The sequence below is a fragment of the Brumicola blandensis genome (assembly GCF_031846165.1).
Lineage (GTDB): Bacteria > Pseudomonadota > Gammaproteobacteria > Enterobacterales > Alteromonadaceae > Glaciecola > Glaciecola blandensis.
Map to the genome: position 1 here is coordinate 32,395 of NZ_JAVRIE010000008.1, position 14,529 is coordinate 46,923.

Below are 14,529 nucleotides of genomic sequence, written 5' to 3' on the forward strand. Positions count from 1 at the left end.
GAGCTGAAAGATTAACATAGGCAATTGCTTACCCTAAGGAAAATATGACGAAAAAATACAAAGCATTGGTGCTCGGCGCGACAGGTTTAGTTGGCAAAGCATTGGTCAATCAATTATGTAATGACGATCGCTATGAAATTGTTATTTGCTTGGTTCGTGCGCCTTTGCAGCGCGCTAACTATCACGACCCATTGGATAAAATACAAGCCATAGTCATCGACTTTGATTATCTACAAGACTATCAGGGCTACTTTTCGGTAGACCATGTGTATTGTTGTTTAGGCACGACCATAAAACAGGCCGGATCTCAATCGGCATTCCGGCGCGTAGATTTTCAATTTGTTCATATCGCTGCCCAGTTAACTCGCGCACAACGAGCGACTAGTTTTGTATGGATATCTTCTGTTGGCGCGAATGCTAAAAGCAAGAACTTTTATTTACGCGTAAAAGGCGAGGTGGAAAATGCGATTCTAAGTATGCCACAGCTTGATAATGCCGCTGCCGTGCGTCCTAGTTTGTTACTCGGGCAACGAGAAGAAAATCGCTTCGCAGAAAACATTGGTATTCGTGTAGCGAGTTTATTGTCTCCTGTTATGAAAGGACCATTGGCCAAATATCGGCCAGTCAGTGCTGCACAAGTGGCCTATCAAATGATCAAGCTCCAAGTATTTTAAATTTTCTTTGGCGAGGTCAATAAGCGTTAAGCCCATGTAATCTATAGCGTCACCGAATTTAAACTGGTACTTGGGCAAGATAATCTTTATACTCGCGCGCCTTTACGCTAAAGTTAATTTTGATTTGCATTGATAACCTATATAAGAACACACCAAATGTGCTCTCATGGCTAGGTTTAACAAAGGCGGTTCATTATGACTACAGCGATACCAACAATTGTTGAAACACTGATAGACAACATTAAAATTGAACAGTTTTGGTGGGATGGTGTGCAAATCAAAATGCCATTTCATTGCGTATATGCGTGCATTCCGAATCCTGTTGCAGACGAATGGAAAGTAATCAATGGCATTAAGGTGCCCTTGATTAATGTGGATAAATATACAATCCCTTTATGGGATCCGTTTCATCAAGATATCCATAAAATGCCAAACCATGCAGTGGTGATCAGTCATCACAAAGGGAATCAGTTCGGCTTGTTTGCTTATCCCGCAGACCATATAGACGAACCTATTTTGCTCTCATGGAGCGAATGGTTACAAACTCAATCATCACTGCAATGAGTGCTTAGATTTAGCATTCACGATTGAGGCTTAAGTCGTCTCAATCAATGTGTTTAATCATGTTTCAGCTAACGACTATTTGGAGAACACATGCCAATTGTGGCTGAAATATTTGGCGCTATCGCCGTTATTTTCAATTTTATCGGTTATCGACAAACCGACATCAATCGCTATCGCTTAATTTCGGCCATAGCCTTACTTAGCGTGAGCATACATTTCTTCCTGTTAGGCAATGCAATGGCAGCAGGGATAGGGTGCCTATTAGCCTGTATTCGAAATGTGGTTGCAACGCGTTATACCGGAATACCTGTCTTAGTGACTTTTGTCAGCCTAAATTTAGCTTTCTTCTTTATTGAGCTTTTATATTTAGGCAGTGGCGGCATTATCGCGATTGCCTATGCTTCGTCTTTGATATTTACGGTGGGCTCTATTTCGCTGAAAAGTGCAAAGGCTATTCGACAGTGGTTTATACTTGCCGAGCTCTTAGGTCTCATCTTTGCTGTGTTAGTGGGGAGTATCTTTGGTACGGTGTTTAATATCACCAATCTGATGAGTATTCTATTTACGCTTTATCAAGACCATCGAAGAGAGAAACAAGCAAAAGAGCAGCGACCTGAAAGTTAAAGTCGGTGTATCGTAGCCTCGCAAGTCATAATGACAAAAAAATCAAGCAAAAAAAACGCTGCATCTAGCAGCGTTTTCTATTTTGGAATTATACGTTTTAGTCTTCTTTCACTAAGACTGACACTTTCGTAATACCAGCTAACTTCACTTGGTCCATTACTTCAACTACGATGCCGTGCTCAGTGTCTTCATGAGCTTGAATCGCTGCAGAATCGGTGTCGTTGTTCGCCAAATAGGTTTGCGCATTAGCCACAACTCGACGAATGTCTACAATACGACCAGCCATGAGTATTTGGCCAGTTTCGTCAATACGGATTGACAAAGACTTCGAAGGGTTAGGATTCTCTGGTTGATTCTCTGGCGGACGGTTAGGCTCTAGACCTTTCTCGGATGAGAAAGTGGTTGTCACGATAAAAAATATCAACATGATAAAGACAATATCGAGCATGGGCGTCATATCGACTGCTGCATCCTCATCACCGGCGGTATGCTTTTTTCTTTTCATTTTACACTCAGTCCTTCTTTAAATTACCACTAGTATAATCGCTTGGCAGAAAATGAATAGGGGTTTGTAAACTAAATTAACAAAAAATTATGTTCTACCCTCAAAAATATCCGTGAAATTACCTGCTTGGCGACAGATTGAGCGATGGTATCAAAAAAGAACTACAATCCTCAAATACAAGAAAGCGTGAACTAGTCTTTTTTTATAGCTTCTAAAGCTTGTCCTAACCATGAAAAATAGGTGAGGAGAGTCGAAGTGATTTGGTCTCGTTGCTCTGCTTGCGGGTAAATGCCTAATTTGGCTTCAGCGCTTTGCATAGTGCCCTGTACAAGAAAGGCATTTTTAATTGATTGGTTTTGAATGACTGCCTCAAACGCGCGAGCTGCCACTTCCTGAGGGCGTGCGTAGTAAAAAGATTTCAGCTTTTGGTCGACGAAAATACTGCGTTGCATAAGTTCGCTCGGACCTGTGCTTGTTGCATCTAGGAATATGTTACTAAAGCAGGCCGCTAGCTGCTTATTTAGTTCATGCGGCACAAGCTTCTTTCTTTCATTCAACCAAATTTCACTGGCGAACAAATTACTGCCCGTCACTGAATACATTTTTTTTGCGATGTAGTGGTCAAACGCATGGAACCATTCATGGGCCAATGCCCCAGCACCAGCATTCTTGGCTAGAGAGAGTTGTTTCTTGGCACTGTTATAGTGTGCGCTTGCATGTTTCTGACCACCTACACCAAAGCCTAGAGAAAGCGTCCCATTTAAACAGATGACACTCTCAGGAACCTGAAGAATATCCATGAGGTCGCATAAGGCATCGAAAAATAGGTTAGCGGCAATCCGCTTTTCTTCTTCAGTAACCCATTTTCCAATCTCAATAGAGCGAAAATGAAAAAGCCGGAGTATGTCTTGAAAGCTAACGTCCGCGCCAGCCCTGTGATCCTCACCATTGCGATAGAAGTGCTGGTGCAAGCGCCCTTTTTTCTGTGCAGAGTTGGATATAGAGCTCTGCATGGAACTCGACTTAGCGCGATTCATGTTCCCATTCATCAAGAAGCTGCTCACACCATTGCGCTATACGTGCATCACTTTGGTCAAATTGGTTTTCGTCATCAAGGGATAAGCCAACAAAGAAGCTCTGGTCTTCTGTCAGTGCTTTTGATGCGGTAAATTCATAGCCTTGATTAGGCCAGTAACCCATAATATCTGCATCCAATACAATCAACTCGTCGTGCAACATACCGAGGGCGTCTTGAAACCAATCAGCATAGCCAAGTTGGTCACCTAAGCCAAATAGAGCAACGGCTTTGCCACTGAGTTGGAGTGTTTTAATATCGTCCCAAGTGGATTCCCAGTCTTCTTGAAGTTCACCGAAATCCCAAGTAGAAATACCATAAATCACCAAGTCATATGTGGTCGATTTATTTAAAGCGTGTTCTTTGATATCAAATATCTCGACTTCAGCGTCCACGTTTTTTTCGTTAAATAAACGACTGAGTTCAGTTTGTATTTTCTCACTTGCCATTTCGGTATAGCAGGTGGTTGATCCATAAAAAATTGCAACTTGCAGTGCAGTCATGAGTCTTTGCTTGCCTTTGTTCGTTGAAACTGGACTTTTCGTCCATCGCTACATATGAGCGCGCAGTCTACCTGAGTAGCATCTTCGTTCAAGCTCAAAACACCAATATTTGAATGATTTACGAGTGTGCCTGTTTGCCCCTCAGGTTGGCGTTGTCTGACTGACATGTTTCGTCGCTTAGTTAAAAAGTTAAGTGGCGACCGGTGACCATAAAACCAGCGATTCAAACGATCGAACCACCGAAGTAATCCATCTGGAAATTGGTTATGCAAGCCACTACTGGTAAATTGTGTAATGCTAGGGCTATTCCGCCTAAAGCGTAGCTTAACGTCATAGACAAAGGAATAGTGAACGTCGCCCGAGAGAATGATGAAATTGGGCGGGGTTTTAATGTGTCTAAAAATGTTTAGCATGACACTTGCCGTCCCACGGTGAGCCATCCAGTTCTCAGCATCGACAATTAATGCGCCACCGAAAATAGTAAAAATCTTTTGCACCATCTCAATGAATTTCACTCCATAAACGGGTGCGGCCGATACCATAATGACAGATTCACAGCCTTTTAAATTATGTTGTAATTCACACAAGGCCTCCCAATCCATCAAGCCGGAAGGTTTATTTAGAGATGACTCTGAACGCCAACGTTGGGTTCTGGTATCTAGCACATGCACTGGTGGTGAAGTGTCTAATTGGTAGTGCCATTGGTCAAAGTCGAATAGATACTCAATCAAATCTTGATGCTTTACTTCGCAGTATTGATTGCTTGATTCGCCAGAGTCGTCAACAGCGCTTTCTTCTAAATTATCTTCAGAGAATACCTTGGCAAATTGCTCGAACATCTCTTCCAGTTCAGTTCTGGGGTTTCCGCAACCCTGACAAAGGAAGTAAGCAGTAATGGCATTGCCGATAATACGTTTGGAAAATGGGTGCCCATAGACTTGTTCTTCCCACCCTCTGGTCAAATTCCAATCATCCGTTACATCATGATCATCAAAAATCATATAGCTCGGAACATGTGCCATCGCTCGTTGCACCATAGGAAGCGTTTCCGCAAACGCCGTTATGTGCTTAGTCTCTTCCACATACTTTTCACGATGTTCTTCGGCCACATCATGTTTATCAAGCTCGACTAATTTCCATAGCTTGGGTGACCAGCTTAAAATATACATCGCCAACATTTCGCTAAGCCCAATCAAATGGTTTTTAGCGTTAACAGAAGTGAATACTGGTTTTCTCTTGGCAGCAAAGAAGGCTTTTTCTAACTTGTCATTGGCTTCTACTTCAGGCAGTAGGAGCTCGCGCTGATAAAATCCATGTTCATGTTGTTTTAGTTCTTTAAGGTTAGCAACTGTTGCGCCCTCAAAGCTTTCTTCATGTAAACCTAGTAAATCGATAACTTGGTGGATAGCATGCAGCATTGGGCCAGCAACATCATCTACATATACTTGATCGCCGGTCATCAACATCATGTCTGGACGGCGTAAGTTATGATCATTACTTTGTTTAGCCTCGGAGTTTAATTCTGCTTTTACTTGCTCATCAAGCAGGGGGAGCGCATCTTTTCCGTTGAAATGTGGCTTGCGACAAGAGCCCTGAGCAACTTTTCGCAACACCCGATTGAATCGGAAGTTAGGTAGCTCAAAGCCATCATAGCAAAGGTGAGTTGTTGATTTTAATAAGCTTTGCTCTTCTGCATCTGAGTTTCCTTGGCTAGTGAGAAGATCATAGCTATAAAGTTCGCCCTCGTTGAAAAGGTCCTCTTGCTCCACACTGACAAGATGAATATAGGCATGTTGTCCAATACAAAAACGATCTTGTTTAATGCTTGTCGAATCTATATGCAGTTCATCACCCTGTGAATTAAGGAGTGTAGGCTTTATGTCATATGCTTTAGATGTGACTAACCACCATACTATTTTATGAGCAGTAGTATGTCGCAATATGGGCCCTGCGATGAGTTCTGGCAGTGATTTTGTCAAATTATTACGTGATCCTAATGTTGAATTTGAACGTTCTTGGGTGTTTTTACTGTTACAATAACAATAGCTTATCAGGTATTAAAATGCAGATATACGCTATGTACATATAGCCTTACATTTTTTACCCGATTAGATGTACCCTCTTTTTTACCAGTAAACGTCATGTTTGGATTGATACTCAGCCCGAAAAGACACGAATAAGCGCGACCGAAGGACAAGTGATGCAAGGTATATATGTAAAATTGACAGTTTCAGTAACATTATTTCTCAGTTTGTTAGGATGTCATGCTGGACAGCCATCAGTAGAGCCTTCCGATACCGCCATACCCACAAGCGAAGTAATCACCCTACATGGTGAGTGGATTATCGATACGTATGAGGATGTGATGCTAGATCCGCAAACCTCAGGTTTAAAATACGCCAATGGTTATTTGTATTCGCTTTCTGATGGCAGCGCTCATGAAACTCAAACTAGGCGCTTGCATCAAATAGACATGCAAAGAGCCAAAATAACGCAAAAATTTGGTCCAACAACCTTTCATCCAAGAGTTCAAGAAAGTTGTTTTTATTCCTACTTATCGAATAAACCAGATTATGAAGCGCTGGTTCCTGTGCCAAACAGAGAGGCCTCAGGTGACTCAGGTGAAAAGGTAAATGCTTGGATATTTGTTACTGAAGATGCAAGTCGCTCCGAGCCTCTATCTGCAGCTTGTCAGTCAAAATATGCGCAAACCGGTTCCACTCTTTTTCCTACCTTGGTGGTGAGACTCGAAGCAGGTGACACGGGTTTAGTGGTAACGCATGCGCGCCCAGTGCAATTTCCAACAAAATTATCGCTCAACGACAAGCAGTTTGTTGAGGTAGGAGATTTTCCTAATGATGGTATTGAAGGTTTAGCGCTCAAGCGAGATGGTACCTTGTTATTAGGCCTTGAAAAAGACAGTGAAGGGCAGCCGCGTGTGTTTGAATTAGAAATGGACAGTGAGTTTTGGTCTTCGTCTGACTTCGCTATTGCCCGAGATAGCGGTTTGTTGCTTCCTCAGTTTGAAAGCGGCAACCATCCGATAAATGGTATGGATGTATATTATCCAAGCGCTGAAAGTGATGGTTACCTTTTCGCTGCTGCTAGAAATGATAACGAATTGTGGATTGTAGATTTAGCGAAACGTAAAGCAACTCAAAGAATCAAACTGGCGTTTACGGCACCAAGCCTCGGGGGTGCGCTAGAAACAGGTGAAGCTTGCGCGACCTCTTACGTAATGAACAACGCGTCTATTGAAGGACTGGCTGTGGTTGATCAAGAAGTGTGGATGGTAAATGACCCTTGGAAGGTCAATTATATGAAAAATGTTGTTTGTCCTAGCGATGAAAGCCGCTACAAGCTAATGGCACCATTACTGTTCAAAGTCGATATAACAGCAATCATGCCATAGCTGGGCAGGTTGGTTTTACTCTGAGGATTTCAATTTACTGGCGAAAGTCTTTTTAAACTTCGCCAGTTTAGGTGCAACAACCATGTTGCAATATTGATTTTGCGGGTTATTGGTAAAGTAATCCTGATGATAGTCTTCTGCCTGGTAATAATTTTCGAGTGGCAGTACTTCTGTTACCACTGGGTTTGGCCAAATTTCAGTGTCTTCAATTTCTTTTATAATGTCTTTCGCAGCATTAAGCTGTTCATCATTATGGTAATAAATACCACTTCGATACTGCGTTCCGACATCATTTCCTTGCCTATTTAACTGTGTTGGATCGTGCAAGGCGAAGAATATTTCAAGCACTTGTCTTAACGAAAGACGTTCAGGGTCAAAAGTAACCTGTACCACTTCTGTATGGCCTGTATTTCCGCTACAAACAGCTTCATAGCTAGGATTTTCAGCATGGCCATTCGAATAGCCAGAGTATGCCGAAACAACACCATCTACAGTATTGAACGCTGTTTCTAAACACCAAAAGCAGCCACCGCCTAGCGTAATTACATTGTCGCTCATTATCTCTTCCTATTTTTACTCATATTCGGTCTTGTGTATAAAGTGCGCCTGAACTCCTGAGAATTCAAGTCATCTATTCAAGAATAATTTTCGTATACAGAAACATTAATAAAGTTAATTAGTGGTAAACGATCAATATGGCATTCATACTTTTCTACGATGGCTTGTGTCCACTGTGTGAAAAAGAAGTTTCGCATCTTTTAAAGCGAGATAAAGAAAAACGAATTCAGTTCGAAGATATTTCTCTGCCTGACTTTCCTGAGCGTTATCCAGAGTTAAACCTGGATGACTTGAATGCGCGTATTCACGGGCAACTTGAGGATGGCACAATGATAACCGGCTTAGACGTGACCCACAAAGCATGGAGCTTGGTTGGTGTAGGTTGGTTATATGCGCCTCTTCGCTGGCCGGTGATCCGCTGGTTTGCTGATCACTTCTATCTCTTTTTCGCGAAGCACAGATACCGAATCTCTTATTGGCTAACGGGTAAAGAACGTTGCGAAGGAAATCGCTGTGACATCTCTGCTCGGTCATCGAAAAAATAGCGAACCTTTTCATTATAGAAATTCAATCTCTTTCAATGTTTACGTATTCAAATTTTTAGCGTGGTTCTCTGTATAACGCGCGTTTTACAATAGGAAGCAAAATGACACAGCAAACTTCAAGTTCAAACCCGTCACTTCAAGATAGCGCTAAAAAAGCAAATGCCTTGGTCATTGGCGCTAATAGTGGCATTGGTCGAGAGCTCATTGCTCAACTTATGAATTCAGGTGATTATCAAACTGTCTATTCAGTCTCAAGATCAGCTTTTGAGACAGAACTGGGTACGGAAGCTGGAACATCGCATGTGCATGACGTGATGGATACCGCCGACGAAGCTGAAGTGAAATCATATATAGATGGTTTAAAGGCACAGAAGATAAGCTTAGACACAGTGGTTTGTACAACCGGCATTTTGCATCAAGATGGGGAAGACGGTAAAACGGCATTAAAGCCTGAAAAACGCTTAGAAGATATGCACAGCGCTCAGTTAGCCGAGTACTTTAGGATCAACAGCATACTCCCAGCACTTTGGTTGCAAGGGCTAGTAAAAGTTGTGAATAAACAAAAAGCTGCCATCGTATTCTTTAGTGCCAGAGTCGGGAGTATAAGCGAGAATGGCTTGGGAGGATGGTATGGTTATAGAGCATCAAAAGCAGCCTTGAACATGTTATTAAAAACAGCGAGCATTGAATACAAACGACGTATGCCAAATACGAGTTTGATGTGTTATCACCCCGGTACGGTTGATACTGGTTTATCTAAACCATTTCAAGCCAATGTAAAGCCCGGAAAGCTATTTACGCCAGAGTTTACAGTACAACAACTGCTTAGCATTATGACTAAGCTTGACCCCGAGAATAGTCCGTTCTATCTTGATTGGCAGGGGGAGACAATCGCTTGGTAGGATAAATGAGCACTGGCTCAAGACTTTTTCCAGATAGGCTGTTAACATCACCCTAACAAAACAAAAAAAAACAATAATAAAAGAAGGATTGTTATGAGTGGTTCTAGAGAGCAATTTGGCTCAAAGTTAGGATTTATTCTTGCCGCAGCTGGATCTGCAGTGGGTATTGGAAACCTAGTCGGTTTTCCAGTGGGTGCTGCAAAAAACGGCGGTGGTGCTTTTCTATTGATGTATGCAGTATTTGTTGTGTTCATCTGTCTTCCGGTTATGCTCGCAGAAATGTCAGTGGGCCGGAAAAGTCAAAAAGACCCTTTGGGAGCCTACACTAGCTTATCAAATGGCTCTCGTTCTTGGCGCATTGCGGGCTGGTTGTCAGTGATAACTCCTTTTATGATCGCGGTCTTCTACTTAGTGATTACAGTGTGGATATTTGGCTATTTGTATTCGTCAGTGATAGGTAACCTTGATGAACTGGCAAATCCAAATACTTTCGATAACTTTATCAAAGGAAACACCATTTTTATCTACATGGCTGTAGTGCTTGGAGTGGTGTATTTCATTCTTCAAGGCGGCGTTAAAGAGGGGATTGAAAAAGCGGCGAAGATTCTAATGCCTGCGCTATTCTTCATGCTTATCGCCCTAGTCATCTTTGTACTGACACGTGACAATGCAATGAAGGGGGTTGAGTTCTATTTGATTCCTGACTTCTCCAAGATAAACGCCCAAGTGATCAATGGTGCTTTATCTCAGGCCTTCTTTTCCCTGTCACTCGGCATGGGGATCATGATTACTTATGGTAGTTATATTAACAGCAAGGCCGATGTACCAAGCTCTGCGAAACTGGTTGCTTTAACGGATACCGCTGTTGCGTTTACGGCAGGTTTGATGATACTACCGGCCATATTTTCGTTCAATCCAGAGGTGAACACCGAAGAGCTAAGCGAATCATCGATAGGCATGATCTTCTCTTATCTACCGCAGATATTTTTGGAGCTACAGAATAGTATCGGTTATGTAGGGGCAAGTGTGGTTGCGAGTTTGTTTTTCTTGCTTGTGTTCTTCGCTGCAATTACGTCTTTAGTGTCAATTTTTGAAGTACCTGTGGCGTCACTTATGAGCGAAAAAGGCATATCGCGCAAACCGTCACTCTTGTTATGTGGTGTATTGCTGGTGGTGTTCTCTGTGATTTGTGCTTTGTCATTCGGGCACAGTGAATTCTTCACTAAGTTTGTGTCTTATGCGGGTGCTGAGCAGTCGTTCTTTCAGGTAGTTTACGATGTGTTCTACGACACCATTTTACCTCTCAATGGTTTACTCATTTGTATTTTCGTTATGTATCGTTGGAAAAAGCATAACTTCAATGCTGAGCTTGATGAAGGTGCTCCTGCCTTCAAACACAGTTTGTTCGAACGCTATGTAAATATCTCAGTGAGTACCTTTATACCGGTGATATTACTTGGCATATTCATAAATACTGTGGCTTTGAAATACTTTGGTATTTCACTAGTGGCGAAATTGATGGGCTAATTGGCTTCTTGAATGCTGAGCGAAAGGTTTAGCACAATTTGAGACATGCTACTGGTATGCAGTGTAAAAAAGGCGATTCTACTGAATCGCCTTTTTGATCTTACCTAGCCTAGGAAGTCATTTTACCGCTATAGTTAGTCGGGTAGCATCATAAATGGTGAGGGGTATTTTAAGGTAATTTCGTTGTCTTTTAAGGTCTCACTGGCATCTATTATCTTTCCATCTATATCTAATCTCTCATCTGGCGCAAACTCAGGCAGGCTTAACTTCAACTCTTTTGCACACCAAGTGTAATACTCCTGTCTACTGGGATGCTCAGTACTGCAAAGGTTAGCTGCATAGAAAGAGCGTTCCACTCTTTTGCTCAAAGCAATAAGGGTTTGAATCACATCGTCTAGGTGTACTAGGTTTACCGGGTTCTTACCTTGAGTGATGCCTTTTTTAACTGCGATTGTATTGATAGGGTGTCGGTTTAAGCCGACTAAACCGCTGAGCCGCAATACGCTAATCTGACATTCCTTGCCTGTTTTTACAGACTTTGCCTGCAAATATTGTTCTATTTCGACATGAGCCTCACCAGACGGTGTATTGGGAGACAAGGGGGAGTGATTATTCACTTTATGTGTCAGCGCCCCGAAGACCGAAGTAGTACTAATAAAAATGATTTGTTTCGCCTTGTTTGCAATGCAGTAATCAAGCAGTGCTTTTACTTGCTTGATAAACAGGGCTTTATCGAAGTTTCGTCTACCTGGAGGGATATTAATAACAACGTGGGCATTGCTAATCCTCTCAGGGTTTATATCCGCGTCATTAGAGAGATAAAGGTCATAGTGGAATGCCCCGATATTCTCGTTTTTCAAGGCATGTATTTTTGATTCAGAACGAGTAGAGCCGGCAACGATAGCGCCAGCTCCTTTCAATTCTCTTGCTAGAGGGTAGCCAAGCCACCCTAAACCGATAATGAGAAACTTAGACATTCTTGCTAACAAGTAACAGGTCTAGCGCTTTTAAGCCTTTGATTTGTTGCATCTTGCCTTCTGTGCTATCGACTTCGCTTAGCATTTCGCATAGCTTTTCAGCTTCGCGTTCAATGGCTTCGGTTTTACCTTCAACTTTCGCGCTGATTTCGTCGCCCATATTTTCCATACGAGTTTCGAATGATTCCATTGAACCTTCACCATTCATCATATTGCGACCTAGTTGAACAAAGAACTCTCCCATTGCTTGTTCCATGACTTCTGAAACCATAGCGTCGATTTCTGCTTCAAAGTCAGGGCCGAAGCCAAGGTCAGATTCTAGTTTTTGAGAATCAAAAGTTACATAGTCAGGGTGCTGATAAACATGGCTTTGCAGTCCACTGTATAGTTCGTCAAGTTTACCTTGAAAGGTATCGGCTACTTTACTGTCTTTACCTAAAAAGCCTCTGAGTACTTCACTGACCGCATAGTTTGCTATTTTTACGCCTTCTGCAGCCACAGTCATGACTTGAGGGATAGTCTGCTCAATGCCGTCATAATAGCTTTTCACATAGGACGTTTCAGTTTTATTCAAATCCAGTGCTTTACCATCAACAAATACTTCATAGTTTGGTGTGATAGTGACGACTTCATCTTTCGTGGTGCTTATTGTTAGCGTGCGCTCAGCAAACTTGAAGTCACCTTCAATATTGATATTGCAATGGTCGTTGTCGAAGCTTTTTGAGTGAGCTTCAGCGTCCATAGTATAACTAGCGCTAAAGGCTGCAATAGCGCATAAACCGACGGTACCTACGATGACTTTTTTCATAATGCATTTCCTTTGAATAATCAGGTTATTGTAGTGTAAAACTAGGTATCAGATAAATTAATTCCGTATGGAATAAATAAATCTGCATATATCCGATACTTAGTCCTTAGCAATCTTTGTTCCTGAAATGTAAACCTCATTAAAAACAGGGTGTTGTGAGTTTTTTGTGTTTGAGATTCGCTTGTAGGAACAGCGTAAGTGATGAAATTAATCAAGACTTAGCGATATTGACCAAGATCAAGGCTTTAGAAAAAAGCACAGTCTCCACTGTGACATTGTGGCAGATTAGTGCATAATACCGCCGTTTTCTGGCTTTCAATTTAGGAATTTTATGAACGGTATACTTAGTGGTTTATTATTTGGTGCTACTGTTGTTGCACTAGTGTTGGGTTTGACTTGTATCGTCATGGCTATTTTAAGCGGAAAATCTGGCGCCGAAGGGCTGCGTGAAAAAATTGAATACGGTTTTATGGGAGTCTCAGGACTTACCGTAACCCTTGTGTTGGGCTACGCAGCAGCCTAAAGTCGACAATGACTTTTATCGTAATATAAAAAAACGCGCTAGTGCGCGTTTTTTTGTGGACGTTCGAAACCTGAAACTCGTTGATAAGCCTGCAGTTTAAAAACGGGCAGAATTGCTAAGACATGATCAAAAATATCTGACTGTATACCTTCATAAGTTATCCAGTCTTTTTCTCGACTGAAGCAATAAATCTCTAATGGTAAACCCACTTCAGTTGGTTTTAGCTGCCGAACCATGCAAGTCAAATCCTGATTGATAAGCTTATGTTGTTTCAAATAAGCCACTAAATAGGCTCTAAATGTACCTAAATTAGTTAGGCGGCGACAATTCAATATATCCTCTTCCGGCAAGTTTCGGGCATGACGGTCTTCTTTTAGTTGAGACTTTTTGTCAGCTAAGTACTTGTTCAACAATTGCATCCCTTCCCATTCGTTAAGCAGGTCATCATCGGCAAAACAAATAGAGTGGACATCAATATAAATCGAGCGCTTTATGCGTCTACCACCTGACTCGGTCATGCCGCGCCAGTTTTTAACGGCATCAGTCGTCAATGAATAAGTGGGTAAAGTTGAAATAGTCTTGTCCCAATTCTGAACTTTCACAACGTTGAGACCAATCTCTAATATCTCGCCATCAACTTCATATTTCGGCATTGCTATCCAATCGCCGGTATTGAACATTCGGTTTGCCGCAATTTGAATTCCCGCAACAAAGCCCAGAATAGTGTCTCTGAATATCAATAACAGAACCGCTGCTACTGCGGTTAAGCCCGATAATAAATATATTGGGCTTTTACCCAGTATCAACGACAAAGTCAGGAATATGAGAATAAGGGTGAGTACTAGCTTAGAAACCTGGATAAACCCAGTAATAGGGGCCTTTTTGGCAAGTTGGCTCTGGCTATAGATTGATTCAATTGCACTTAAAATAGCACTCAAGGTTAACCAAACAGTAATCAACAAATAAAAGGCACTCAAGTTGCTAAGCACTTTATACAGTGTTTGCTCAGGCTGGAGTAAAAGTGCATAGCTAGAATAAACAATGATGCCCGGCACAATATGTGACAGTCGTCTGAATACGCCCGCATCTAATAGGCTATCGTCCCAAGTGTTATTCGAACGAGAGATGAGTCGCATTACTTTGAAGTGTAAGATAAAACGCGCTACCAGCAAGCCAGCTAGGGCAGCCAAGGCAATAACTGTAAAAGCAACAAGATCGTACAGCAAGGTACCTTCAACAACCGGTATTCCTATCTTTTCTACCAACGCTAATATGGCTTCCACGATTGTAGTGCTGACTTCAGTTGTACTTTCTTGTTTCGCGATCAAGAGC

16 protein-coding genes are annotated in these 14,529 nt (G+C 42.0%); 8 read left to right on the forward strand and 8 right to left on the reverse strand.

What is annotated here, in order from left to right; genetic code table 11:
* The first annotated feature begins 44 nt into the window (after window positions 1-44).
* From RM544_RS16695 to RM544_RS16705, 3 genes are all read left to right on the forward strand, one after another.
* Window positions 45-674 (forward strand): NAD(P)H-binding protein, encoded by a 630-nt coding sequence (locus RM544_RS16695; RefSeq protein WP_311362962.1) that lies wholly within the window; start codon window positions 45-47, stop codon window positions 672-674.
* A gap of 195 nt (window positions 675-869) precedes the next feature.
* Window positions 870-1,238 carry a hypothetical protein gene (locus RM544_RS16700; protein WP_311362963.1) on the forward strand — a complete coding sequence of 123 codons (369 nt, stop codon included), beginning with the start codon at window positions 870-872 and terminating at the stop codon, window positions 1,236-1,238.
* A 90-nt stretch (window positions 1,239-1,328) separates the two neighbouring features.
* The gene (locus tag RM544_RS16705; RefSeq protein WP_311362964.1) at window positions 1,329-1,862 is read left to right on the forward strand and encodes a YgjV family protein; all 534 of its coding nucleotides are present in this window, start codon (window positions 1,329-1,331) and stop codon (window positions 1,860-1,862) included.
* Window positions 1,863-1,959: 97 nt separating this feature from the next.
* Here the strand turns inward: RM544_RS16705 and RM544_RS16710 are convergent, their stop codons facing one another.
* From RM544_RS16710 to RM544_RS16725, 4 genes are all read right to left on the reverse strand, one after another.
* Window positions 1,960-2,367, reverse strand: coding sequence for an ExbD/TolR family protein (locus tag RM544_RS16710; RefSeq protein ID WP_311362965.1), 408 nt, complete (start codon window positions 2,365-2,367; stop codon window positions 1,960-1,962).
* A 191-nt stretch (window positions 2,368-2,558) separates the two neighbouring features.
* Window positions 2,559-3,404 carry a CLCA_X family protein gene (locus RM544_RS16715; RefSeq protein ID WP_432264494.1) on the reverse strand — a complete coding sequence of 282 codons (846 nt, stop codon included), beginning with the start codon at window positions 3,402-3,404 and terminating at the stop codon, window positions 2,559-2,561.
* The gene (gene fldB / locus RM544_RS16720; RefSeq protein WP_311362966.1) at window positions 3,391-3,945 is read right to left on the reverse strand and encodes a flavodoxin FldB; all 555 of its coding nucleotides are present in this window, start codon (window positions 3,943-3,945) and stop codon (window positions 3,391-3,393) included. The genes RM544_RS16715 and fldB overlap by 14 nt, the downstream gene beginning before the upstream one ends.
* Entirely contained in the window at window positions 3,942-5,924 is a 1,983-nt protein-coding gene (locus RM544_RS16725) for a metallophosphoesterase family protein (protein WP_311362967.1), read from the reverse strand. Before RM544_RS16725 ends, fldB begins: the two co-directional genes overlap by 4 nt.
* Before the next feature lie 242 nt (window positions 5,925-6,166).
* Here RM544_RS16725 and RM544_RS16730 point away from each other — a divergent pair, with 242 nt between their 5' ends.
* Window positions 6,167-7,357 (forward strand): hypothetical protein, encoded by a 1,191-nt coding sequence (locus RM544_RS16730; protein ID WP_311362968.1) that lies wholly within the window; start codon window positions 6,167-6,169, stop codon window positions 7,355-7,357.
* Between the two features lie 15 nt (window positions 7,358-7,372).
* On the opposite strand, the gene msrA is transcribed toward RM544_RS16730, so the two are convergent.
* Window positions 7,373-7,915: a peptide-methionine (S)-S-oxide reductase MsrA gene (msrA, locus tag RM544_RS16735; protein ID WP_311362969.1), complete on the reverse strand. Its 543-nt coding sequence runs from the start codon at window positions 7,913-7,915 to the stop codon at window positions 7,373-7,375.
* Between the two features lie 137 nt (window positions 7,916-8,052).
* Here msrA and RM544_RS16740 point away from each other — a divergent pair, with 137 nt between their 5' ends.
* From RM544_RS16740 to RM544_RS16750, 3 genes are all read left to right on the forward strand, one after another.
* Entirely contained in the window at window positions 8,053-8,460 is a 408-nt protein-coding gene (locus RM544_RS16740) for a thiol-disulfide oxidoreductase DCC family protein (protein ID WP_311362970.1), read from the forward strand.
* A gap of 101 nt (window positions 8,461-8,561) precedes the next feature.
* Window positions 8,562-9,362, forward strand: a complete 801-nt coding sequence (locus RM544_RS16745; protein ID WP_311362971.1) for an SDR family NAD(P)-dependent oxidoreductase — start codon at window positions 8,562-8,564, stop codon at window positions 9,360-9,362.
* Between the two features lie 93 nt (window positions 9,363-9,455).
* A complete protein-coding gene (locus RM544_RS16750) occupies window positions 9,456-10,889 on the forward strand; it encodes a sodium-dependent transporter (RefSeq protein WP_311362972.1) in 1,434 nt (477 codons plus the stop codon).
* Window positions 10,890-11,023: 134 nt separating this feature from the next.
* Here the strand turns inward: RM544_RS16750 and RM544_RS16755 are convergent, their stop codons facing one another.
* Together RM544_RS16755 and RM544_RS16760 are read right to left on the reverse strand one after the other, a co-directional pair.
* Window positions 11,024-11,866: an NAD-dependent epimerase/dehydratase family protein gene (locus RM544_RS16755; protein WP_311362973.1), complete on the reverse strand. Its 843-nt coding sequence runs from the start codon at window positions 11,864-11,866 to the stop codon at window positions 11,024-11,026.
* A complete protein-coding gene (locus RM544_RS16760; RefSeq protein WP_311362974.1) occupies window positions 11,859-12,674 on the reverse strand; it encodes a YggN family protein in 816 nt (271 codons plus the stop codon). Before RM544_RS16760 ends, RM544_RS16755 begins: the two co-directional genes overlap by 8 nt.
* 331 nt (window positions 12,675-13,005) lie before the next feature.
* On the opposite strand from RM544_RS16760, the gene RM544_RS16765 reads away from it, so the two are divergent.
* A complete protein-coding gene (locus RM544_RS16765; RefSeq protein WP_311362975.1) occupies window positions 13,006-13,197 on the forward strand; it encodes a hypothetical protein in 192 nt (63 codons plus the stop codon).
* A 38-nt stretch (window positions 13,198-13,235) separates the two neighbouring features.
* Here RM544_RS16765 and RM544_RS16770 read toward each other — a convergent pair whose 3' ends face one another.
* Window positions 13,236-14,525, reverse strand: coding sequence for a mechanosensitive ion channel family protein (locus RM544_RS16770; RefSeq protein WP_311362976.1), 1,290 nt, complete (start codon window positions 14,523-14,525; stop codon window positions 13,236-13,238).
* Window positions 14,526-14,529 lie beyond the last annotated feature (4 nt).

Bases quoted from the DNA above. Each gene is read 5' to 3' on its own strand.
- RM544_RS16695 (WP_311362962.1), top strand. From the start codon at position 45: ATGACGAAAAAATACAAAGCATTGGTGCTCGGCGCGACAGGTTTAGTT.
- RM544_RS16700 (WP_311362963.1), top strand. From the start codon at position 870: ATGACTACAGCGATACCAACAATTGTTGAAACACTGATAGACAACATT.
- RM544_RS16705 (WP_311362964.1), top strand. From the start codon at position 1,329: ATGCCAATTGTGGCTGAAATATTTGGCGCTATCGCCGTTATTTTCAAT.
- RM544_RS16710 (WP_311362965.1), bottom strand. From the start codon at position 2,367: ATGAAAAGAAAAAAGCATACCGCCGGTGATGAGGATGCAGCAGTCGAT.
- RM544_RS16715 (WP_432264494.1), bottom strand. From the start codon at position 3,404: ATGAATCGCGCTAAGTCGAGTTCCATGCAGAGCTCTATATCCAACTCT.
- fldB (WP_311362966.1), bottom strand. From the start codon at position 3,945: ATGACTGCACTGCAAGTTGCAATTTTTTATGGATCAACCACCTGCTAT.
- msrA (WP_311362969.1), bottom strand. From the start codon at position 7,915: ATGAGCGACAATGTAATTACGCTAGGCGGTGGCTGCTTTTGGTGTTTA.
- RM544_RS16740 (WP_311362970.1), top strand. From the start codon at position 8,053: ATGGCATTCATACTTTTCTACGATGGCTTGTGTCCACTGTGTGAAAAA.
- RM544_RS16745 (WP_311362971.1), top strand. From the start codon at position 8,562: ATGACACAGCAAACTTCAAGTTCAAACCCGTCACTTCAAGATAGCGCT.
- RM544_RS16750 (WP_311362972.1), top strand. From the start codon at position 9,456: ATGAGTGGTTCTAGAGAGCAATTTGGCTCAAAGTTAGGATTTATTCTT.
- RM544_RS16755 (WP_311362973.1), bottom strand. From the start codon at position 11,866: ATGTCTAAGTTTCTCATTATCGGTTTAGGGTGGCTTGGCTACCCTCTA.
- RM544_RS16760 (WP_311362974.1), bottom strand. From the start codon at position 12,674: ATGAAAAAAGTCATCGTAGGTACCGTCGGTTTATGCGCTATTGCAGCC.
- RM544_RS16765 (WP_311362975.1), top strand. From the start codon at position 13,006: ATGAACGGTATACTTAGTGGTTTATTATTTGGTGCTACTGTTGTTGCA.